Here is a 21,933-nt window from a genome sequence, read left to right on the forward strand (position 1 = left end):
TTCCGGTCCATTGTCACGTGGCAGCGCCCGCCTGCGGCTCTCCGTAAGAGACCGTCAAGCGGCAGGGCCGGTCGCTAATCGGCTGCTGGCGTCACGCCACCTTCGGACAGGCGCAGCACGGCTCGCTTCATGTGGCGCGTGGCCATGCGCCGCGCACGCGCGCTGTCGTGTTCGGCGATGGCCTGCACGATGTCCGCGTGCTCAGCCCGAACGGCATTCGCGAAGTCCGACCGGCGTGCCTCGTTGGCCCGCGTCACGCGCATCGCGTCGCGAAGGTATTGCTCGATGAAGCCGATGAACAATCCGAACTGTGGATTGCCGGTCGCCTCTGCAATCTTGCGGTGGAACAACAAATCCTCGGCGACACCGTCGGCTCCGGCGGCGGTTGCAGCGTCGAGCGCCTTCAATGCCATGCGCATTGACCGCACCTGCGTCGCGGTCGCCCGCTCGGCCGCGAGTGCCGCCATCTCTCCCTCGAGCGCACGACGCACCTCGACCACCTGGACAACGGACAAGGGAGAAGTCAGCACGCGCGAATCGAACACCAGCGGTTGCGTCGTCGAAGGCGGCTGAACGAATGCGCCGGAGCCCTGGCGCGAGCGCAACAGCCCGCGCGAGCGAAGCAGGTGCAAGGCCTCGCGCACGACGCTGCGCGACACGCCGTGGGCATTGGCGAGGTGCGCTTCCGTCGGCAAACGATCGCCGGGTCGCAATTCGCCCAGTTCGATCTGCGAAGCGAGAATCGAGGCCAGTCGATCCGACAACCGGTCGACCGACAGCAGGCGGCCCGGGGCGGGGGCGGCCGGCAGGTTCATCGTGCTGGCGATGCGCTCGGCCTGCGGGCCGCGCTTCATTCCGAGTGCCGGCGCCCACGCCCGTAGACGAGCAGCATCGCGATGATGACCACGCCATAGATCACCTGACGGCCCATCTCCGGAATCTGCATCACCGACAGGATCGATTGCAGCAGGGTGATCATCACCACGCCGACGACGGTGCCGAGGTAGGAGCCTCGTCCACCCAATATGTTGGTGCCGCCCAGCACCACCGCTGCGATGGCAGGTAACTGGTAGGCGTCGCCCATTGCCTGGTAAGCCTTGGTCGAATAGCCGGTGAGCAGTACACCGGCCGCGGCCGAGCATGCCCCGGCGATGACGAAGCACAGCAGGGTGACTCGTCGCGTGTCGATGCCGGACAGGTAGGCCGCGCGTTCGCGGTTTCCGACGGCATAGATCGAGCGGCCCAGCGTCGTGCGGTGCAGCAGGAACATGGTCGCAGCGCCGACGACAGCCCACACCAGCAACGCATTCGGCAAGCCGAACACCAGCCGCCCGGTCGCCAGTTCGTGCATCGCAGGGGTCGCCCGGTCTTGCGGCGCAAAGCCACCGGTCTGCAGCACGATCAGGCCCTGGGCGACGGCGTTGATGCCCAGAGTGAAGATCATCGAGGGCACCCGCAGGTACGCCACGCCGATGCCATTGAGCAAGCCCAGCATCGCGCCGCATCCGATGCCGAAAGGAATGGCCAGCAACGCGCCGGTGTCGCCCCACCAGCCTGCCGCGGCAGTCGACATCATGCCGCCCACCGTGACGACCCACGGCACCGAAAGATCGATACCACCCAGCAGGATGACGAGCATCGCGCCGGTCGCAACCACGCCAAGGAAGGAGGCGATCTGCAATTGCAGCAACAGATAGTCGGCCGAAAGAAAGTTGCGGGAATACAGGCTGCCGATCAGCAGGAGGCCGAGCGTGCACAGCGCGCCCGCCACCACCGGCAGATGGCCTGAATCGCGAAGTCGCAGCACGAGGGTCGTCATGCGCGCGTCATCTGAACATGTCGAGCCGGTTGTCGAGCCTGAGCAGGCGGAGCGAACCGAGGCTGACCGCCACCAGCAGGATCACGCCCTGAAACAACGGCTGCCACAACGGCTCGAGGTCGAAAACGAAAAGCAGGTCACCGATGGTGCGAAGCGTGAAGGCGCCGAAGATCGATCCGATGGCGCTGCCGGCGCCTCCCGACAGCACTGTGCCGCCGATCACGACGGCGGCGATCGCATTGAGCGTATAGACGCCGCCGATGGCCGCCGAGGCTTCGCCCGAGAAGGTGACGAAGGTCAGCAGCAGACCCCCCACGGCGGCCAGAAAGCCGGCCAGCGTGTACGCGACGATCCTTGCCCGGCCAATTGCAACGCCGGACATGTAGGTCGCGGCTTCCGACGACCCGATGGCCAGCGCAGCGCGGCCGACGACCGAGCGGCTGTACGGGACCCACACCAGCAGCACCACGGCGAGCAGCACGACCAGCATCGTCGGCACACCGCCAGGCAACGCACCGGTGAGCGCCTCGGCGAGATCGGCCTGCACGTCGCCACCGGGTACCGGCCGTAGGCCGAGGGAGAAGCCGAAATAGATGATGCCGGTGGCCAGCGTGGTGATGATCGGCTGCAGCCTTCCGTAGACGATGATCGCGCCGTTCACGAAGCCGCAGGCAGCCCCTGCCGCCAGCACTGCAATCACGCCGACGGCCGCCTGCAACGGCGTACCGACCACCAAATGCGACGCGAGGCAATTGGCCAGCACGAACACCATGCCGACCGAGAGGTCGATGCCTCCCGTCAGGACCACGAGCGTCTGGGCCATCGCGACGATGGCCAGCAGCACGCCCTTGTTCGCCGCCGTCGTCAAAACAGGCACCGTCCATCCGACCTGGTGCTTGGCAATGTAGAGCGCGAAAATCACGACGAACAAGGCCACTGCGATCAGCGTGGCACGGTGTTCGCGCAGACGGTAGTACGCGTCGGAGTGCATCAGGCGGTCTCGGCCTCGAGGTTGAGCGCGCTCGACACCAGCGCGTGTTCGGTGAGTTCGGCGCCGGCCAGCCAGCGCACGATGCGCCCGTCGAAGAACACCGCGACCCGATCGCAGCAGCCGATGAGCTCCGCATAGTCCGTGGAATACAGCATGACCGCGGCGCCCGCGGCAGCGAGTTCGCGCAGCAGCGCGTAGATCTCCTGCTTGGTACCGACGTCGATGCCGCGAGTCGGGTCGCTGAGCAACAAGACGCGCGGCGCGTTCATCAACCACTTGCCGATGACGACCTTCTGCTGGTTGCCACCCGACAGCGTGCCGACGGGCACGCGCACGTTCGACACCTTGATCGACAGCCGTCGCACCATCTCCGCCACGGCTTTGTCCTCGACCGCGGTCGCGACCACACCCATGCGGCTCAGGCGATCGAGCGCCGCGAAGCTGAGGTTGTCGTTGACCGACATGGGCAGCATCAGCCCGTCGGTCTTGCGGTCTTCGGGCACCAGGGCGATGCCCACCTCGGTGCTCTTGGCGTGTCGGGGATTGCGGACCTTGACCGGCCGGCCCTCCAGCAAGAGTTCGCCGGCCGCACCGCGCAACACGCCGAACAGGGCCAGGAACAACTCGCGCTGCCCCTGACCATCCAGGCCGCCGAGGCCCACGATCTCGCCAGGCCGCACGGCGATGTCGATGTCGTGAAGACGGCCGTTCCACGACAGGCCGCGTACCTCGAGCGCCGGCGTGCCGGAGGGGTCGCAAGGTGCGGGCTTGGGGGGGTACGCATGCGCGATGTCGCGCCCGATCATCATTTCCACGGTCTGCGCATCGCTCTGCGTCCCGGCCGCGAAGGTGGCCACGTGGCTGCCGTTGCGAAACACGGAACAGTCGTCAGCAAGTTCCTTGATCTCGTTCATGCGGTGCGAGATGTAGACGATCGCCATGCCTTCGCTGCGCAGCCGATTGAGCAGCGTGAACACGCGCTTCACGTCGGCCGCGGTCAGCGCCGAAGTGGCTTCGTCGAGGATCAGGATCTTCGGTTCGCGCGCCAGGGCTTTCGCGATCTCGACCATTTGCCGACGGGAGAGCGTGAGGCTCTCCACCGGCGCGAGCGGATGGATGTCTTCGGCACCCGCTCGCGCCAATGCGGCTTCGGCCACGCGACGTTGTGCCTTGCGATCGACCAGACCGAAGCGCGTGGGTGGATCGGTGATGCAGATGTTGTCTGCCACGCTCAGATCGGGCATGAGCGACAGTTCCTGAAAGATGCAGGCGATGCCGGCGCGCACCGCCTGCTGCGGGTGCGCGAACCGACGCTCCACGCCTTCGAGGACGATCCGGCCTTCGTCCGGCTGGACTACTCCGGACATGACCTTGATCAGTGTCGACTTGCCCGCACCGTTCTCGCCCAGCAATGCATGAATGCGCCCAGGCGCGACGGCAAAGCTGGCGTGCTCGAGCGCACGCACGCCGCCGTAGCGCTTGGCCACGTCGATAAGTTGCAGGATCGGCTCCACGGCGTCGAGTGCGCGGTGTGGCCTAGTTGTTCTTCTCGTCCTTGGACATGATGTCCGTGGCCTTCAGGTTCACACCGCAGTCGGGGAACTCGTTGGTAGTGAAGAAGTTATCGCTCAGGTCGGGGTAGTAGGTCTCGCCCGCCTTGAAGTTCGGATGGCTGGTCTGCGGAATCGGCACCGAGATCAACTGCGGCATGACCTTGCCCTGCAGGGCGGACACGGCGGCTTTCATAGAGATCGCGACCAGTCCGGGAGACTGGCCGATCGATGCGCACAACAAGCCGTCTTTCGCGTTGGCGACGCACAGTTTGCGAAAACCGTTCTCGTCGGCACCCGACACCGGGATCATCGGATGCTTCGCGTCGATGAGCGCACGCACGGCACCCGTGGAGCCGGCCTGCACGAACATCGCGTCGAACTTCTTGTGCACGGACACGGCATCCGCGACCGCCTTCTGCGCTGTTCCGTCGTCCCAGTTGCCGACGACCTCGATGATTTCGAACTTGTTGCCCGGCGCCTCGACGGACTTCCTGAACCCGAGGTGACGGTCGCGGTCGACCGAGTTGCCCGGCAGGCCGCGCACTTCCAACAGCTTTCCTGTCTTGCCTTTCAGGTTCTTCAGCAGCCAATCGCCAGACTGCGACCCAATCGAGGTCTGGTCCTCGTTGACCATCATGACCTGGTCGGAATCGAGCACGTTGTCGAACGGCACGATCACCACGCCCGCCGCGTTGGCACGCTTGATTACCGGACCGAAGGCCGACGGGTTGACCGCCAGCGTGATGATCGCGTCGTAGCCGGAGTTGATGAAGTTGTCCATCGCCGCGATCTGGGCCGCCACGTCCGTGCCCGTCGACACGATCTTGAACTCCTTGACCTGCGACTTCATGTCGGGCGTCGCGGCATAAGCCTTCGCCATCTTGATCATCTGGATGCGCCAGGTATTGCCGACGAAGCCGTTGGCCAGCGCGATGCGGTAAGGCCCCTTCTTGGCAGGCCACTGGAAGTATTTGGTGCTGGCGTCCCAAGGCTTGAAGCAACCGGGGTTTTCGCCGGGGCCACTGACCACGGCAGGACCTGCGGCAAACGCTGCGGTAGATGCCACGAGTGCCGCCGTCGCGGCGATGCGAGTGAGGAAGGTCATTTTTGTCTCCTGTTATTTTTGAAAGACTGCTCGAGGCAAACCAACGCTCACACGGTCGCAACCGGGCAGTGCCAACCGGTCAAGTCGTCCATTGAGCAGGTTGGCAGGTCATCATACAAATCCCGGAGTGAAACGATTGAGGACTAACCCTCGCCTCTTTCGATTAGCGCAAAAAGGCGTTCGCTATCAATCCGGCGGTCGCCGTCATCATCAATCGCGCGAAGCTGACCACCTCGTCAGCTACCAGCTTGCAGGCCTTCACTGCGGCGGTATCCACAGCGACCTGGCCACCAAAGGACAGCAACCGCAAGCCCGTACCCCAAGGACGGGCTGCTCAGGGTGGCGATAGGGGCCATGCGTTTGAAGCGAAATCACCGAGCGCTTGATGCCGCGCACCAATTGACTTCCGACTTTCGCTTATGACTGGCTGCGGTCGTTCGCCCGCAACTACGGCAATGTCCAACTCAAAAGTACCGCGAGGGCGATGCCTCCCATCAGCAAAATGACCGGGCGCGCCCATAGGTTTCGCTTCGTCTCGCCGACGGGCGTCGGCGTCTTCTCAAGGGTGCTGTATTCAGTGTTCATGGAAGGATCCTAGCTGCCTTCGGCTACCCTGTAATGACAGGCTTGAGCGCTTCCATCTCAGCCACCATGAAGTCGAAGAAGGCACTCACACGAGCCGTCTTCCGTATCTCCGGCATCGCCAACAGCCGCCAGTCCCGCGATAACTCAGCGACCGGTCCGAGCACGCGGACCAGCTCCGCTTCCGAGTCGCCCAACGCCGTCGGCAACGGGCCGATGCCCACGCCCGCCTTCACCGACAGCAACAGCCCGAGCACGCTGTCGTTGCGTGCCACCACGGTGGCATCGGGTGCTACCTGGCGCAGCCACTGGCTCGCGCGGTGGGCCGCCATCGATTCCTCGAATGCCACGATCGGGTGAGCAGAAAGCTCTTGGACACTCGACGGCTTTCCGTGTCGCGCCACGTAGTTCTTGCTGGCATAGACGGCCCACAGCGAGTCGCCCACCTTGCGCCCCACCAGCACGCCATCGTCGGTGTCCCCGGACCGCAGTGCGACATCGGCGCCGCCGGCACGCAGGTCGATGTACTTGTCGCTCATCACGAACTCGACGTGCAAGCCGGGGTGCTGCTCACTGAAGCGGTCGAGCAGGCCTGATCGCGTGAGGCGATTGACCAGAGGCTCCGGGCAGGTGAGCCGGATCGCACCTGCCGCATTGCGCCTGGAGACAGAGAGCGCCTGCTCGAAGGCCTGCACGGCGCACTCGACTTGCTGCGCCGCCTCGAGCATCTCGGCACCGAAATCGGTGAGCCGGTAGCCGCTGGTGTGACGCTGAACCAGGGCGCGCCCGATATGTCGCTCCAGCGCGGTCAGTCGCCGCTGAACGGTCGATTGGTCGACTTCCAAAGCCCGGCCCGCGGCAAGGGTGCTGCCGTGCCGGGCCACCGCCACCAGGTACTTCAGGTCATTCCAGTCGAGCATGCTCCGTTATGCACTACTGCGGCCCCGTTCTGCAAGTCTGCGCCTTGTGGCGGGCTGGTTGCATGCTTACGCTGAGTCTCCGAATCACATCGCCGCAACCATGAAGACACACGCCCTCGCGACTGGCTTAGTGCATCGCAGCACGAATGGCCTGAACAGCTTTATGCCAAGGCGCAGCGTGCTGATCGCCGTCGCCACCGCCGCCGCCGCCGCCACGCTCGTCAGCCCGTTCGGCTTCGCGCAAACCCCGTCGACACCCAGGCGCGAGCGGCTTCGAATCATTTGCACCGGCCCCGCAGGCAGCGTGCCGGACACCATCGCGCGTCGCTTCGCCGAAGAACTCACGGGCGTGTTCGCGCAGCAGGTCGTCGTCGACAACCGCGCGGGTGCGGCGGGGCAAATCGCGGTGCAGGCACTCAAGTCGGCACCACCCGATGGCTCGACCTGGCTGCTTGGTCAGGGCGCGCTCGCCAGCCTCTACCCCACGCTCTACGAGAAGCTCGGCTACGAACCTGCGCGCGATCTTCGGCCGGTTTCGCTTGCCGCGGAAATGAACCTCGGCGTGGTCGTTGGCCCGGCAGTGCCGGCCGATGTCGACAGCATCGCATCGCTGATCGACTGGATGCGGCGCAACCCTGCTTCGGCCAATGCGGCATCACCGGGAACCGGCACCCTGCCGCACATCCTGGAGGCGATGCTGTTCGACAAGGCCGGCCTGGACTGGCGCCATGTGCCATACCCCGGCGGGCCGCCGGCCATGGTCGCGCTGCTCGGCGGCCAGGTCGCGGTGCTGGTGCTGCCGGAAGGGCTGCTGTTACCGCACCTGGCGAATTCGACGAGTCCGCCGAGTGCAGCTGGCGCCCGCCTGCGAATGCTCGGCACCTCGGGACTCGAGCGCAGCCGGTTTTCGCCGGGCGTGCCAACGCTGGTCGAGCAAGGCTACGCACGATCGGAAATGCGCGAGTGGTTCGCCTTCTTCCTGCCGGGTGGCGCATCGGCCAGCGTCGCAGAAGAAGCCTCGGCGGCAGTGAACACTGTCGTCGCTCGCGAGGAACTGGGGCGGCGATTCCATGACGCGGCGATGGTCGCCGTGCACAGCACGCCGGCACAACTCGCCGCGAGGGTCGACGAAGACCGGCGGGCCTGGGCGCCGCTGCTGGTCAGCGCCGGTATCCGGGGCGACTGAACGGGCCGACGCGCCCTTTTGCAAGCGAGTGCCGTCGCATTTGCTGCGGCCATTCCGCGCTGTCTTTTGCACAGACTGCCACATCGGCCAGAACCGTCCGCATCGGCTATCGGATGTTTCGACACGCTCAACATCTTGAAGGGGAACGGCGCTGATGGAGAAGGCTGTACGTAGCTGTCGCCCAGAAAGTAGAACGGCGACGCGCGTACAGCGGAAGTCCAATGCAGTCACCGAAAGTTCATCGGACGGTGGCCGGCAACGCGTTGTATCCACCACGGCTTTCACCACGAGTGCGCGAAGACGGGCCGCTGCGATGCCACGATGGCCGCCTGCAGGCGCCGAACGATGCGGACCGGCACATAGCCGTGCGGCGCACGCCGCGCCACCTCGCGTTGCGAGACTGGCGCAATGCGCCAGACCGATGCCGTGCGTGCAATCACGCATCGGGCTTGCGCAGTGGGGACGAGGAGCATGTGAGATTCCGGGGATCGTGAAGAAAAGGAACGAGGGGCAAGCCAGCGGATTCTGGGGACGCGCAGGCCAGTCGCAAACGAACGAATTCGTGTTTGCTGATGCGTTTTTCGTTGCAGCCGCACGCCCGCTGTCTGTGCTTGAGCTCGCGAGTTTTTGCGAGGTCCACTCAGATCATTCCCTTATTTGAAAGCAACGAATCGGTAGTTCGGAATTCGAAGGCGCGCGCACAGAATTGAAGGCCAGCTGCCTGCTGGCACTGCTTCTTTTTTCTGGGTTCCATGAATTTCCAACAGTTGCGCTCCGTGCGCGAAGCCGTGCGATGCGGCTTCAATCTCACCGAAGCGGCGCATGCGCTGCACACCTCGCAGCCCGGCGTTAGCCGACAGATTCGCGAACTCGAAGACGAGTTGGGCATCGCCCTCTTCGCGCGCGCAGGCAAGCGATTGACCGGGCTCACCGCGCCCGGTGGTCACCTGCTGCCGATCATCGAGCGCGTCCTGATGGAGAGCCAGAACTTGCGCCAGGCCGGTAAGGAATTCCTGGCGCAAGAAGACGGCTTGCTCTCCATCGCCGCGACGCATTCGCAGGCCCGCTACGCCCTGCCGATGGCGGTGCAGGAGTTTCGCGGCCGCTTCCCCAACGTGCAGTTGCACCTGCGCCAGGGATCGCCGCAGCAAGTCGCTCAGATGCTGCTCGAAGGCGAGGCCGATGTCGGCATCGCCACCGAAGCGCTGGGCGACTACACGCAGCTCGTGGCGCTGCCGTGCTTTCGCTGGACGCATTCGTTGATCGTGCCGCCAGGCCATGCGCTGCTCGAAGGGCCGCTCACTATCGAGCGCCTGGCGGGCTATCCGCTCGTCACCTACGACAGCGGCTTCACGGGACGCACGCGTATCGATCAGGCTTTCGCCGAGGCCGGCCTCAAGCCGGACCTGGCCATCACGGCGATGGATGCCGATGTCATCAAGACCTACGTCGAACTGGGCATGGGCGTCGGCATCGTCGCCAGCATTGCCTTCGAAGCCGAGCGCGATCTCAGACTGCGCGCGGTCGACGTCGGACATCTGTTCGGCATCAACCTCACCAAGCTGGCGGTGCGCCGTGGCGCTTATCTGCGTTCCTATGTCTACGCTTTCATCGAAGCCTTCTCGCCGACGCTGACGCGACCGGCCGTTGAAGATGCACTTGCCGCATTGGGTCCGCTTGGAAATGGCACAGCAGATGAAGGCGAAGCGCTGCCCGAGTCGGCACTGGCACAACTGCTATCGCGTTCGCCGGGCGCTGGCGGCTCGATTCCCGCACGGCACTAAGTCGAAAGTCGATGTCATCTACAACTCCTTTCGCTGCCGCCGCTGTCCCTCGCCCTTCCACCAAGTTCTCTTCACAGCAACTCGCCGAACGCTTTCACCCGATCTTCAAGCGCATCGCCGGAGCAGTTTTTCGATCTCCTGATCCAGCTCGGCGAGGCTGACTCCAACTTGCCGCAGGTGCTTTGGGCGCACTTCGGCTTCATAGAGCGGCTCTTCGCCGAGGTCGGTTCGGCTTCGCATGAGCGATGGTTTCGTCTTGCCGCGGATGGCGTCATCTTCGGCAATGCCTCCACCGAGTTGGGCCACGGCGCGCTGGGCAGTCTGCAAACCAAACTGCGCAGGGATGGCGACCACTGGCGGCTGGACGGCGACAAGTTCTACAGCACCGGCACGCTCTATGCGAACTGGATCGGCGTCGCTGCGCAGCGCATCGATGAACGCGAGGAAGGCGCCAACGAGCGGGTACTGGTGCTGGTGCCTGCTGATGCCCAAGGCGTCGAGCAGGTCGACGACTGGCGCGGCTTCGGTCAACGGCTGAGTGCTTCAGGCACGACGCGGTTTCGCGATGTCCGTATCGACCCGGCCAACGTGTTGCCGAGCGCACGCACCGGTCCCACGCCGATGACCGCCTTCTTTCAAACCGTGCATCTTGCGACGCTGGCCGGCATCGCACGCGCCATCGAGCGCGACGCCATCGCCTTCGTGCAGGCACGCAAGCGCGTGTACAGCCATGGCAGCGGCGGCACGCCGCGTGAAGACCCGCTGGTGCAGCAACTCATCGGCCAGCTGGCCTCCACGGCCTTCGCAACCACAGCCACCGTGCGGGCCGTTGCCGCCGGCCTGGGCGACATCGACCGGTTGCGTGCGGCGGGCGAACCCGTGCCTGTCGAGTTGCTGGTGGATGTGGAACTGCGCATGGCCAAAGCGCAGGTGTTCATCGGCGATGCGGTGCTGCAATCGGCCACGCGGCTGTTCGACGTCGGTGGCGCGTCCGCGCTACAGGAAGACGCGCGGCTCGATCGGCACTGGCGCAACGCCCGTACGCTGGCGTCGCACAACCCGGTCATCTACAAGGCGCGCGTGGTGGGCGACCACGCACTCAACGGGATCGATCCGACCTTCTACTGGACAGTCGGCGCCAACGCGAGTTGAGTGGCAACAAGAGCGGATAGGCCGTTTCGCTGCTCCGCGCTCAAGCCAAGGCGGATGCCGGCGCCGCGACAGCGCGCTGACTGCGTTGCAACAACACCGGCACCGCACGCTCGACGGCCAATGCGATGCGTGCCCGCAGCGCGTCGCTGCTCACACGGTAGTTGTCGAACTCCTTGTCGGTCGCATACACGCCGATGGGCAGTGTGTGGGCCTGAAAGAAACTGAACAACGGCCGCAGCTGATGGTCGATCGCCAGCGCGTGGCGGTCGCTGCCGCCGGTCGCGGCCAGCAGCACCGGCACGTCGATCAACGACTCGTGGTGAACGAAGTCGAACAGGTGCTTGAAGAGCCCGGTGTAAGAGCCGCGATAGATCGGGCTGGCGACCAGCAGCAAATCGGCCGTCTCGATATCGCGCAGGATCGACTCGATCTCCGCGGGCAGATGGGAGCGCTGCAGCACGCTGCCGAACTTCGGGACGATCTCGCCCAGCTCGATCAGCCGCGTGTTGGCAGGCACCGCATCGTTCAACCCTTCGAGCAAGTTTTCTACCAGTGCAAGGGTGCGTGAGGGACGTTGCAGGCCGCCGGAGACGGCGACGATCTTGAGTTTTTTTGCCATGTTGGAACGCTAGAGAAAGAAGTTAACTTCAAGGCGGCTTCAGCAGGCTACCGAGAAATGAAACATCAGACTGTGCAGCCGCAATGCGCGTTTCACCAGCGTCGGCCTAGAAGCATTTCAGCTATCGATATGCGGATTGCGATGTCGTGCTCGATCAGCGGCAGCGATGCGCGCGTCCGGTTCAGGGAGGATCTCTGTTTCAGACTCGCAGCGGCCACGGTCTGCTTGCCCGCACTGCGTGATCGCAAAGACAAACGGCTGCTGGTCCAGCGTGATCAACGCACACGATCTCGCTACGAACCGCCCTCCCCGTGCAAGCTAACGATCAAGGCCCGCAACCATGCGATGGCCGGATCCTTGTTGTAGCGTCGATGCCAAAAGAGATTGATGGCAATTTCCGGGAGCTTGGCGGGATGGCGAACATAAGCAAGTCCAAACGGCTGTGCCAAGGCTTGCGCGAGACGCTCCGGAACGGTTGCCACCAAGTCGGAGTCGTGCAATATGTGCCCGACAGCAACGTAGTGGGGAACGGTCAGTACGACCTTGCGGCTGATTTTCCTGCGCTCCAGCAGGTCGTCTGCTTTTCCATGGCCGGTGCCTTTCGAGATGACGACAACATGCTCCGCGTTCGAGAATTCGCTCAGTGACATCGACCGCTTGTCGAGCGCATGACCGCTTCGAAACATGCAGACGTAATGTTGCTTGAACAGCCGGCGCTGGTGATAGCCCGCCTTGAGTTGCGGCAGCAAGCCGATTGCCAACCCGACGTGCCCCGCCTCCATTTCGTCCTGCAAATTCACCGCAGCGTTTCGGACCGTGCTGAGCGTGATGCCAGGCGCGACACGGGCTATCTCCTTCATCAACTTCGGCAAGAAGTAGATCTCCCCTATGTCGGTCATCCCCACCGTGAACGCACGCTGCGAGGTCGCCGGATCAAAACTCGCCTGTTGGTTCATTGCGGAATGAATGACCTGAAGCGCACGGGCGGTCGGCTCGGCCAGCTGCTGCGCAAACGGGGTCGGCTCCATCCCGGTCGGGGTGCGAAGAAACAGTGGATCGTTCGTCACCTTGCGCAAACGCGCCAACGCATTGCTGACGCCCGGTTGCGACAGGCCGAGGTTCTCGGCAACCTTCGACACACGCCGGTCCACAAGCAGTTGCTGAAAGACGACCAGCAGATTGAGGTCGATGTCCTTGAGTTCCATTGCGCACCTCACATTCGCGAAATCAATTTTTCTTATTGTTCATATTCTATTGAACGATGAGAGCCCAGGCCGGATCATTCTTGTACCGCGATAAGCAGCTGTGACACACGGCTGGACAGGAGACAAAAAATGGACAACACCTCAGCCGTGTTTCCCCAGCAAATCCACTGGGAAGACAAGGGCACCAGCCGCATCCCCTTCATGGCCTACACGGAGGCAGACCAGCATCGGCGCGAGCTGGAGCGTTTCTTCTATCGGAACCACTGGTGCTACGTGGGCCTGGAGGCAGAGATCCCCAAGGTCGGAGACTTCAAGCGCACGGTGGTCGGTGAGCGATCCGTCATCATGGTGCGCGACTCCGAGGACTCGATCAGCGTGGTCGAAAACGTTTGCGCTCACCGCGGCATGCAGTTCTGCCGCGAGCGGCATGGCAACCGCAAAGCCGAAGGGTTCACATGCCCGTACCACCAATGGAACTATGCGCTGACCGGCGATTTGCAGGGCGTCCCTTTCCGCCGAGGCGTCAAGCAGGATGGCAAAGTCAACGGCGGCATGCCCGCAGACTTCAAGACGGCCGACCATGGCCTCAACAAGCTGAAAGTCGGCGCGCGCGGTGGGGTCGTATTCGCATCATTCGACTCCGAGATCGAGTCGCTCGAAGACTTCATGGGGCCTGAGATCCTCCGTTACTTCGATCGTCTTTTCGACGGCCGCAAGCTGACGATCCTTGGCTACAACCGCCAGCGCATTCCAGGCAACTGGAAACTCATGCAGGAGAACATCAAGGATCCCTACCATCCGGGGCTCTTGCACACGTGGTTCGTCACATTCGGACTCTGGCGCGCTGACAACAAATCAGAACTGAAGATGGACCGGCACCACCGGCATGCCGCGATGATTTCGACGCGCGGGGCCAGTGGCAAGGCGGATGAGGTCACGCAGGTTTCGAGTTTCAAAGAAAGCATGCAGCTCAACGACCCTCGTTTCCTCGACATCAAACCAGAGGCTTGGTGGGATGGGCCCACTGCGGTGTTGATGACGCTGTTTCCGAGCGTCATTCTTCAGCAGCAGGTCAACAGCGTGTCGACGCGGCACATCCAACCCAGCGGGCCCGGTGCCTTCGACTTCGTCTGGACGCATTTCGGATTCGAGGCGGACGATGCCGAGATGACGCAGCGTCGGCTCCGCCAGGCCAATCTCTTCGGGCCGGCCGGCTTCGTATCGGCCGACGACGGTGAGGTCATCGAGCTATCGCAAAAAGGCTTCGAGCAGAAGCCCTTCCATCGCACGCTCGCTGAATTGGGAGGCCGTGAAGTGGGCGACACCGATCACATGGTCACCGAGACGCTGATCCGCGGCATGTACGAGTACTGGCGCAAGGTCATGGAGGCGTGACATGAACTTTCAAGACCATCTCGACTTGAATCAGCTGTACGCCAGCTATGCGAGTGCCGTGAGTTCAGGAAACTGGGAACTGTGGCCCGAGTTCTTCACCGAAGATTGCACCTATCGCCTGCAGCCACGAGAGAACTATGAACGTGGCTTCCCGCTCGCAACGCTGTCCTTCGAGAGCAAGGGCATGTTGAAGGACCGTGTCTACGGCATCCGCGAAACGCTGTTCCACGATCCTTACTATCAACGCCACGTCGTGGGTTCACCACTGGTCTTGAAAGCCGAGCAGGACCGCTTCGAATGCGAAGCGAACTACGCGGTGTTTCGCACCAAGCTTTCAGAACTGTCGACGGTCTTCAACGTGGGTCGATACATCGACACCGTCGTTCGAACCGAGGACGGACTCAAGTTCAAGTCGCGCCAGGTCATCTACGACAGCGAGATGATTCCCAACTCGATCATCTATCCGCTGTAAGGACATCATGAGCGAAATCCAATGGACCGATGCGGCCTCGTTCGATGAGGTACCAGCCGACGATGTCATCGGAAAAGTCGTCGATGGACGCGACCTGGCGCTCTACAACGTAGAGGGTGAAGTCTTCGCCACCGACAACCTCTGCACACATGGCCACGCGCGTTTGTGCGAAGGGTTTCTGGAGGGCCACGAAATCGAGTGCCCTTTGCACCAGGGCAAGTTCGACGTGCGCAACGGCGCCCCGACCTGCGCCCCCGTCACTGAAGCCATTCGTTCGTATCCCGTGAAGATCGAAGCAGGCCGCGTGTATTTGGCTCTCGGCTGAGCAATGGGGTTGAACACGCCATGAGCACTGAGACCATCGTCATCGTGGGTGGTGGGCAAGCCGGCGGCTGGGCCGCCCAGACCCTGCGAACGAAAGGCTTTGCTGGCCGGATCGTTCTCGTAGGCGACGAAGCGCACAGGCCGTACGAGCGGCCCCCACTTTCCAAAGCCGTGCTGTCCGGGCATGCCATGGTCGAGTCGACCTATCTGCAAAAGCCCGAGGCATTCGAAGCACTCCAACTCGACTGGCGACAGAACGTGGGAGTGACTGCGATCGATCGGCGATCCAGAACGGTCCGGCTCACGCAAGGCGAGCCGATCTCGTACGACAAGCTGATCCTCTGCACCGGCGGACGGGCCCGCAGTCTGAATATTCCTGGTGCAAATCTGCCGGGCGTCTTCATGCTGCGCAGCATCAAGGATGCTGAAAAGCTGGGTGCCGCGCTGGTCGCAGACAAACGGCTGCTGGTCATCGGCGGCGGTTGGATAGGCCTGGAGGTTGCATCGACCGCAAGGAAGAAGGGGCTGGACGTCACCATCGTCGAGGCGTCCGAACGTCTTTGCGAACGGACCGTCCCGCCCGGGGTCTCTGACTACTTGCTGCGTCTGCACACCTCGCACGGGGTCCGGGTCGAACTGGGCGCCGGCATCGCGCGCCTGGCGCCATCGGCCTCAGGGGCCTTGATCGCAATGTTGCGTGACGGACGTGAGGTTGAAGCCGATGTCGTGCTCATCAGCGTCGGCCTTGTTGCCAACGATGAACTCGCACGTGCGGCAGGTTTGGCCTGCGACGGGGGTGTTTCTGTCGACTCGCAATGCCGCACCTCCGACCCTGACATCTTCGCGGCAGGTGACGTCGCCGTTTGGCACTCCAAGTGGGCCGGCCGGCATATGAGGCTGGAGTCCTGGCAGAACGCGCAGGAACAAGGCATTGCGGCCGCTTGTGCCGTCCTCGGCATGGATGTCGACCACCAGCCTCTCCCCTGGTTCTGGTCGGATCAATTCGACGTGAACCTGCAGATCTATGGCATGCCCGCTCCAGCGCACCAGACCGTGTTGCGGGGCAACGCGAACTCCAACGCATTCGTGATGTTCTTTCTGGATCACGGCAAGGTCGCCGCTGCACTCGGACCGAACTCAGCGCGAGATCTGCGCTTTGCGCGACGGCTGATCGAGCGGGGCACCCTGGTCGACCCAGCACTGCTGGCCGACGTCGAGATGCCGCTTTCCAAACTTTAGTCCCGCATTTGCACACAACCATTTCTTCACCGAGACCCACATGACCACCACCTACCTTTGGACCCCGCCCGCTGTCCCGTCACTTCCGGTGCGCGGCAAGTCCGAACGCGCACCCGTCAATCGCCTTTTCTTCGTGGGCCGCAACTACCACGCCCACGCGGTCGAGATGGGGCGCCCTGTCGACAAGTCCGTGGAGTCGCCGTTCTATTTCACGAAGAGCCCGTCCACACTGGTCGAGTCCGGTGCCACGGTTTCGTATCCCGCAGAGACGAAGAACTATCACCACGAAATGGAGCTGGTAGTAGTCATCGGCGCGGCGGGGTTTCGCGTGAAGCGTGCCGATGCGGCGTCGCTCATCTACGGCTACGCATGCGGCCTGGACATGACCCGGCGCGACCTGCAGCTCGTGGCGCGAGACAAGGGCCGGCCGTGGGATCTCGGCAAGGACGTGGAGCAATCTTCGGTAGTGTCGGAGATCGTGCCGATGACGGGAACGGTGCTGGAAAGCGGCGCTCTCGCGCTCAGCGTCAACGGCCAGACGCGCCAGAGTTCCGACCTGGACAAACTCATCTGGAACATCCCCGAACTCATCGAAGACCTTTCGAAGTTCTATCACCTTCAACCCGGCGACTTGATCTTCACAGGCACACCGGAGGGCGTCGGTCCACTGCAGCCAGGCGACCATATTGAAGGCAGCGTCGCAGGCGTCGGGACCATCTCCTTGACGGTCGGCCCGGCAGACTGACGCCGAACCGACGCCACTTCGCATCTACTGCGGTGCGCACCCCACGAAAGACTTCCATGATCGTCGACGCCGTTCCCTCTCCCGTTCGTCTCACGGTGGCAGCTGGCCCCGGACAGCCCGATCCCAGTCCCGAGCTGGAACAGCTCTACCGCGGCTTCGAGCGAGAAATGCTGGTCCCCTTGTGGACCGAGATCGGCGACTTGATGCCACGTCATCCGCGCAGCAAAGCAGCGCCGCACGTCTGGCGTTGGGATCGCCTGCTCGAGCTGGCAGGCGAGGCCGGACGCATCGTCCCTGTCGGCCGCGGCGGTGAGCGACGGGCCATCGCCCTCGCCAACCCTGCGCTGGGTGGACGGCCCTTTGCGACGCCGACACTGTGGGCCGCGATTCAATATCTGATGCCTGGCGAGAACGCGCCCGAGCATCGCCACACCCAACATGCATTCCGCTTCGTCGTCGAAGGGGAAGGTGTCTGGACCGTCGTCAATGGCGATGCGGTCCGGATGTCACGAGGCGACTTTTTGCCGCAAGCGGGATGGAACTGGCATTCGCACCACAACGCCGCGACCGCACCGATGGCCTGGATCGACGGACTCGACATTCCGTTTTCGTACTTCACTGAATCGCAGTTCTTCGAGGTTGGCCGCGAGCGTGTCGCCGATGCCGAGATGGGCACGCCGGATCGATCGCGCTCCGAACGGCTTTGGGGCCATCCGGGACTGCGGCCGCTGTCCCAGCCAGACGCGCCAACCGCCACACCGTTGCTGGCATATCGTTGGGCCGACACCAATCGCGCTCTGGCCGATCAGCTCGCGCTGGAAGACGAAGGTCACGAAGGCACGCTGAGCCCCGGGCATGCCGCAGTGCGCTTCACCAACCCGAGCAGCGGACGCGATGTCTTGCCGACCATGCGTTGCGAAATGCACCGTATCCGTCGCGGAGCACGCTCCGCGGCTCTGCGCGAAGTCGGCTCGTCGGTCTATCAAGTGTTCGAGGGCGAGGGACAGATCACGGTCGACGAACGAAAGTGGACGGTCAAACGGGGCGATCTGTTCGTCGTCCCGTCATGGTCTTCGTTCACCGCCAGTTGCGGCAACGACAGCGCTTCTGCCCTCGATCTTTTCCGCTTCAGTGATGCACCCATCTTCGAAGCGCTCCACGTCCACAGGTCGAGTTCAGATGCCCCGGCCTGATTCAACCCGGATGACAGGCATGTAAGGCGCGACAGTGCAAACCCATCGATGGAATCAAGCCGAAATCGATATGAACGCTTCCGTCCCCTTCCCTTTCTTCGCGTCGAAACGCGCGCGCGTTGAACTGGCTCGACAGCGGTACTTCGAGGAAGGACTGCTGCCATCGGGTGTCGTGAGCGACGCCGTCTACGAATCCTGGGCGCGCTGTCAGCGCTTGCACGCGAGCCCGTCGGAAAAAGTGGCATTCCAGCCGGTGTCGCCCAGCCGCACGCACCTGGCGCTGCAGAAGAATCACGAGCTGGTGCAAGCATGGCTGGACGAACTTCCAAAGCTGCAATCCGTCCTGGGCGCAACCTCCTGCGCGGCGATGCTCACCGATGCCAGCGGCGTGATCGTCGGCGCTACTTGCGTCGGGCGCGCTCACGAATCGATCATGCTGATTGCCGCACGTGTGGGTGTCAACCTTTGCGAAGAAGCCGTCGGCACGACGGCACCTGGGGTTGCCGCGCGCACAGGACTTGCCGTTTCCGTCGATGGCGCAGAGCACTTCTTCGACGCGGTCGGTTCCATGCATTGCGCCGCCGCACCGATCCGCAACATTCGTGGACAGCTCGCCGGCGTCTTGGATATCTCAAGCGAAGCCATTCCCTTTTGCTTCGATGCCACCGCAGTTGTCGGGCTGTACGCCGCTGCGATCGAGAACCGTCTTTTCCTGTCGCAAGCGAGCGAGCACCTGGTCGTTCGATTCCAGATCGATCCCGCTTTGGTCGATTCCAATTTCGTTGCGCTGGTGGGCGTCGACAAGAACGGCGATCTGGCTTGGGCGAACAATTCGGCGTCTCGGCTCCTCGGCCTCGGACCGGTCAAACCCCGTGCCGAGACGACTTCTGTCGAAGCTGCGTTCGATGCAACCACCTCGCAGCTGGCCTCATTGCCCCGATCCGGCTCCGGCCTGCTTCGGCTGGCAAACGGACTGATGGTCTGGGCACGGTCCGAGATGAAAGTACAGGATGGGCATCGCGATCTCGTTCTCGGTGTGGACGCGGGGCGCCTGGATCTCGATGCTGCGAACAGTCGTACCCATACGGCTTCGAGCGACACACCGACCGGGATGACCCCCGCTGTGCGCATCCATCTCGAAGCGGTGCATTCCGAAAGCGGCGACTCGCTCGAACCGATGCACGCGCCAGAACAGCAGGCTCCGAGCCAGCGCTCGCCTCGGCTGCAAGACTGCGGGAAAGACCTGATCGAGCAAACGCTGGCAGCTTGCGAAGGCAACTTGACCAGAGCAGCAGAAATACTCGGCGTCTCCCGCGGCTTGATCTACCGACGGCTCGGTCGTCCAGCACGCCCTTCGCTTTCTGTGTGAAGACAGGGCGTCGCGATCGTTCCAAAACGGAACAACGCGCCGCCCGGGTATTCCCGATGTACCGGCAACGCCATCGCCTCACTTACCTTGCAGTCCGTTGCCAACACGGTGCTCAGGCTCAACGTGCGGCAGCAAGGGGACTCTTTTTCATATTCGGAGGTGGACAACGACATGCAACCTACTCGCCATACTTACAACGCAAGCCAGGACAACGGCTTGTTGGACAGACTTGAACAGGCTCTGCTCGCGGGTCGTCTAGACCGGCGCAGCTTTCTCAGAGCAGCCGCAGCGGCCGGCTTGGCCAGTGCCAGTCTTCCGTCACTTGCCGATGACCTGGACGCAGCGCGTGCCAACCAGGCGGAGCGCTCGGCCAAGCTGCTTCCGGCATACGACTACGTCATCGTCGGAACGGGCAGCGGCGGCTCTGCACTGATCGGCCGACTTGCCGCCAAGACGAATGCCAGCATCCTGGTGATCGAAGCCGGCGACTGGGACACGGCACCGTCCGTCATGGACCCGAAGCTGTGGTTTACCAACCTCGGAACCGAGCGGGACTGGCAGGACGCGGCGCTGCCAGCGGCCAGCACGAACAACCGTGCCATCGCGGAGACCATGGGCAAGGTGGTGGGGGGCGGCAGCAGCATCAACGCGACCATCTGGGCGCGTCCCTTCAAGGCAAACCTGGACCACTGGGCACAGGAAAGCGGCGATGCGAGCTGGGGCTATGAGCACGCGCTGTCCATCTACCGCCGAATGGAAAACTGGCAAGGCAAGCCCGACTCGCACTACCGTGGCAAAGGTGGCCCGGTCTGGGTTCAACCTGCGTTCGACCCGCCACCGGTCGCATTGGGAATGCTTGCCGCGTGCAAATCGCTGGGCATGCCGATCCTGGATGACCTGAACGGCGCGCGCGAACTCGGCAGCGGCGGCTTCGCATTGATGAACCAGATCATCAGGGATGGTCGCCGGCAGAGCTTGGCGCGCTCCTATCTGTATCCCGTGCTGGCGCGCAAGAACGTCACTCTCCTGGTGAAGTCCCACGTGGATCGCCTCACCTTCTCGGGCACGCGGGTCACAGGTGTCGAGTTGCGCCAGGGCGATGGCGCCCCGATCCGCATTCAGGCCAACGCCGAAGTCATCCTCTGCTCGGGTGGCATCAACACACCCAAGCTCATGATGCTCAGCGGGATCGGCGACGAGCAACAACTGCGCTCGCACGGTATCAAAACGGTCGTCCACTCCCCAGAGGTCGGTCAGAACTTTCACGATCATCTGCTCCACGGGGGGTGCATCTGGGAGCCCAACGAGCATGTCCCGCATCGCAACAGCGCAGCGAACGCCTCGGGGTTCCTTAAGAGCCGGTCCGACCTTCTGTCGCCTGACCTGAATCTGGTTCAGATCGAGCTGCCATATGCCAGCGACGTCGTCGCCAAGCAGTTCTCCCCGCCACCGACCAGTTGGGCGTTGTGCTCCGGGCTCGTCGCGCCGAAGAGCCGGGGCGAGATCAGGCTCCGGTCCGCCAACCCGAATGATCGACCGATCGTCGACGCACGCTTTCTCAGCCATCCCGACGATGTCAAGGCCATGGCGCATGGCATCGAGGTCTGCCGCGAGATCGGCAACTCCTCTGCCATGCGCCCATTCGTGAAGCGCGAGGTCGCCCCAGGCAAGACGCTCAGCGGACAGGCGATGGACGACTTCGTGCGAAACGGCGCCACGACCTATTTCCATCAGGTCGGCACATGCCGCATGGGGAAGGACGACCGCGCGGTCGTCGACGCCAAGCTTCGTGTCAACGGCGTACAGAACCTGCGGATCGCAGACAGCTCGATCATGCCGCGCATCCCCGCGGTCGCGACGATGGCGACCTGCGCGCTGATCGGGGAACGCATGGCAGAGATACTGCGACCAAAGGCGTGAGTACAGCACCCCTATCGAACCGCGAAGCCTCCCCAATTACTCAATCTCAAAATCAAGGTACGTCATGCAATCCGAACTGATCCTAGACAACGAGAAGCGCGTCGCACAAGGCAGTGCAACGTTCGAGCGTCGTCACCCGATCACCAACAACGTCGTCACGACCGCAGCCGCCGGGGGCGTGAAAGACGCCACCGCAGCCGCAGATTCGGCCGGTACCGCATTCAAGACATGGCGTCACAGCACGCCATCCGACCGGCGCCGAATTCTTTTGAAGGCGGCCGATTGTTGGCGCCGGCCGAAAATTGACCCACCTGTGAGGGTTGTGCCGCTTCAAATTTGACCCGGGTGTTCAGCCTACCC

The 21,933-nt window shown here is 63.2% G+C and carries 22 protein-coding genes; 12 read left to right on the forward strand and 10 right to left on the reverse strand.

The features are described from left to right. Positions 1-74: 74 nt before the first annotated feature. From QN397_RS13005 to QN397_RS13035, 7 genes are all read right to left on the reverse strand, one after another. A complete protein-coding gene (locus QN397_RS13005) occupies positions 75-854 on the reverse strand; it encodes a FadR/GntR family transcriptional regulator (RefSeq protein ID WP_323496369.1) in 780 nt (259 codons plus the stop codon). Then, positions 851-1,819, reverse strand: coding sequence for an ABC transporter permease (locus tag QN397_RS13010; protein WP_187052537.1), 969 nt, complete (start codon positions 1,817-1,819; stop codon positions 851-853). Before QN397_RS13010 ends, QN397_RS13005 begins: the two co-directional genes overlap by 4 nt. Before the next feature lie 7 nt (positions 1,820-1,826). Then, positions 1,827-2,810: an ABC transporter permease gene (locus QN397_RS13015; RefSeq protein ID WP_323496368.1), complete on the reverse strand. Its 984-nt coding sequence runs from the start codon at positions 2,808-2,810 to the stop codon at positions 1,827-1,829. Next, the gene (locus tag QN397_RS13020) at positions 2,810-4,324 is read right to left on the reverse strand and encodes a sugar ABC transporter ATP-binding protein (RefSeq protein ID WP_323496367.1); all 1,515 of its coding nucleotides are present in this window, start codon (positions 4,322-4,324) and stop codon (positions 2,810-2,812) included. Before QN397_RS13020 ends, QN397_RS13015 begins: the two co-directional genes overlap by 1 nt. A gap of 22 nt (positions 4,325-4,346) precedes the next feature. Beyond that, positions 4,347-5,468, reverse strand: a complete 1,122-nt coding sequence (locus QN397_RS13025; RefSeq protein WP_323496366.1) for a sugar ABC transporter substrate-binding protein — start codon at positions 5,466-5,468, stop codon at positions 4,347-4,349. Positions 5,469-5,915: 447 nt separating this feature from the next. After that, complete coding sequence (locus QN397_RS13030) at positions 5,916-6,053, reverse strand: hypothetical protein (protein WP_187052541.1); 138 nt, start codon at positions 6,051-6,053, stop codon at positions 5,916-5,918. A gap of 23 nt (positions 6,054-6,076) precedes the next feature. Next, on the reverse strand, positions 6,077-6,970 hold the full coding sequence (locus QN397_RS13035; RefSeq protein ID WP_323501036.1) for a LysR family transcriptional regulator: 894 nt from the start codon (positions 6,968-6,970) through the stop codon (positions 6,077-6,079). A 100-nt stretch (positions 6,971-7,070) separates the two neighbouring features. Here QN397_RS13035 and QN397_RS13040 point away from each other — a divergent pair, with 100 nt between their 5' ends. Then, complete coding sequence (locus tag QN397_RS13040) at positions 7,071-8,156, forward strand: tripartite tricarboxylate transporter substrate-binding protein (protein ID WP_323501037.1); 1,086 nt, start codon at positions 7,071-7,073, stop codon at positions 8,154-8,156. 281 nt (positions 8,157-8,437) lie between these two features. Here the strand turns inward: QN397_RS13040 and QN397_RS13045 are convergent, their stop codons facing one another. Further along, the gene (locus tag QN397_RS13045) at positions 8,438-8,629 is read right to left on the reverse strand and encodes a hypothetical protein (RefSeq protein WP_323501038.1); all 192 of its coding nucleotides are present in this window, start codon (positions 8,627-8,629) and stop codon (positions 8,438-8,440) included. A gap of 279 nt (positions 8,630-8,908) precedes the next feature. Between QN397_RS13045 and QN397_RS13050 the strand changes: the two genes are divergently transcribed. Together QN397_RS13050 and QN397_RS13055 are read left to right on the forward strand one after the other, a co-directional pair. Next, entirely contained in the window at positions 8,909-9,940 is a 1,032-nt protein-coding gene (locus tag QN397_RS13050; RefSeq protein WP_323501039.1) for a CysB family HTH-type transcriptional regulator, read from the forward strand. A 177-nt stretch (positions 9,941-10,117) separates the two neighbouring features. Further along, entirely contained in the window at positions 10,118-11,092 is a 975-nt protein-coding gene (locus tag QN397_RS13055; RefSeq protein WP_323501053.1) for an acyl-CoA dehydrogenase family protein, read from the forward strand. A gap of 40 nt (positions 11,093-11,132) precedes the next feature. On the opposite strand, the gene msuE is transcribed toward QN397_RS13055, so the two are convergent. Then, positions 11,133-11,711 (reverse strand): FMN reductase, encoded by a 579-nt coding sequence (gene msuE, locus QN397_RS13060; RefSeq protein WP_323501040.1) that lies wholly within the window; start codon positions 11,709-11,711, stop codon positions 11,133-11,135. Between the two features lie 293 nt (positions 11,712-12,004). Further along, positions 12,005-12,916, reverse strand: coding sequence for a LysR family transcriptional regulator (locus QN397_RS13065; protein WP_323501041.1), 912 nt, complete (start codon positions 12,914-12,916; stop codon positions 12,005-12,007). A 129-nt stretch (positions 12,917-13,045) separates the two neighbouring features. Here QN397_RS13065 and QN397_RS13070 point away from each other — a divergent pair, with 129 nt between their 5' ends. The 9 genes from QN397_RS13070 to QN397_RS13110 all read left to right on the forward strand — a co-directional run bounded on the left by QN397_RS13070 (position 13,046) and on the right by QN397_RS13110 (position 21,913). Next, positions 13,046-14,311, forward strand: coding sequence for an aromatic ring-hydroxylating dioxygenase subunit alpha (locus tag QN397_RS13070; protein WP_323501042.1), 1,266 nt, complete (start codon positions 13,046-13,048; stop codon positions 14,309-14,311). 1 nt (position 14,312) lies between these two features. Further along, on the forward strand, positions 14,313-14,783 hold the full coding sequence (locus QN397_RS13075; protein ID WP_323501043.1) for an aromatic-ring-hydroxylating dioxygenase subunit beta: 471 nt from the start codon (positions 14,313-14,315) through the stop codon (positions 14,781-14,783). Positions 14,784-14,790: 7 nt separating this feature from the next. Continuing rightward, the gene (locus QN397_RS13080) at positions 14,791-15,108 is read left to right on the forward strand and encodes a non-heme iron oxygenase ferredoxin subunit (protein WP_323501044.1); all 318 of its coding nucleotides are present in this window, start codon (positions 14,791-14,793) and stop codon (positions 15,106-15,108) included. A gap of 20 nt (positions 15,109-15,128) precedes the next feature. Beyond that, positions 15,129-16,346 carry an NAD(P)/FAD-dependent oxidoreductase gene (locus tag QN397_RS13085; protein ID WP_323501045.1) on the forward strand — a complete coding sequence of 406 codons (1,218 nt, stop codon included), beginning with the start codon at positions 15,129-15,131 and terminating at the stop codon, positions 16,344-16,346. A gap of 40 nt (positions 16,347-16,386) precedes the next feature. Beyond that, on the forward strand, positions 16,387-17,091 hold the full coding sequence (locus tag QN397_RS13090; RefSeq protein ID WP_323501046.1) for a fumarylacetoacetate hydrolase family protein: 705 nt from the start codon (positions 16,387-16,389) through the stop codon (positions 17,089-17,091). A 56-nt stretch (positions 17,092-17,147) separates the two neighbouring features. Further along, positions 17,148-18,284 (forward strand): cupin domain-containing protein, encoded by a 1,137-nt coding sequence (locus QN397_RS13095; protein ID WP_323501047.1) that lies wholly within the window; start codon positions 17,148-17,150, stop codon positions 18,282-18,284. A gap of 70 nt (positions 18,285-18,354) precedes the next feature. Further along, positions 18,355-19,653: a helix-turn-helix domain-containing protein gene (locus tag QN397_RS13100; RefSeq protein WP_323501048.1), complete on the forward strand. Its 1,299-nt coding sequence runs from the start codon at positions 18,355-18,357 to the stop codon at positions 19,651-19,653. Positions 19,654-19,869: 216 nt separating this feature from the next. Further along, the gene (locus tag QN397_RS13105; protein WP_323501049.1) at positions 19,870-21,573 is read left to right on the forward strand and encodes a GMC family oxidoreductase; all 1,704 of its coding nucleotides are present in this window, start codon (positions 19,870-19,872) and stop codon (positions 21,571-21,573) included. A gap of 64 nt (positions 21,574-21,637) precedes the next feature. Continuing rightward, positions 21,638-21,913, forward strand: a complete 276-nt coding sequence (locus QN397_RS13110) for an aldehyde dehydrogenase family protein (RefSeq protein WP_323501050.1) — start codon at positions 21,638-21,640, stop codon at positions 21,911-21,913. Positions 21,914-21,933 lie beyond the last annotated feature (20 nt).

The sequence above is a fragment of the Variovorax sp. RTB1 genome (assembly GCF_035018765.1).
GTDB lineage: Bacteria > Pseudomonadota > Gammaproteobacteria > Burkholderiales > Burkholderiaceae_C > Variovorax.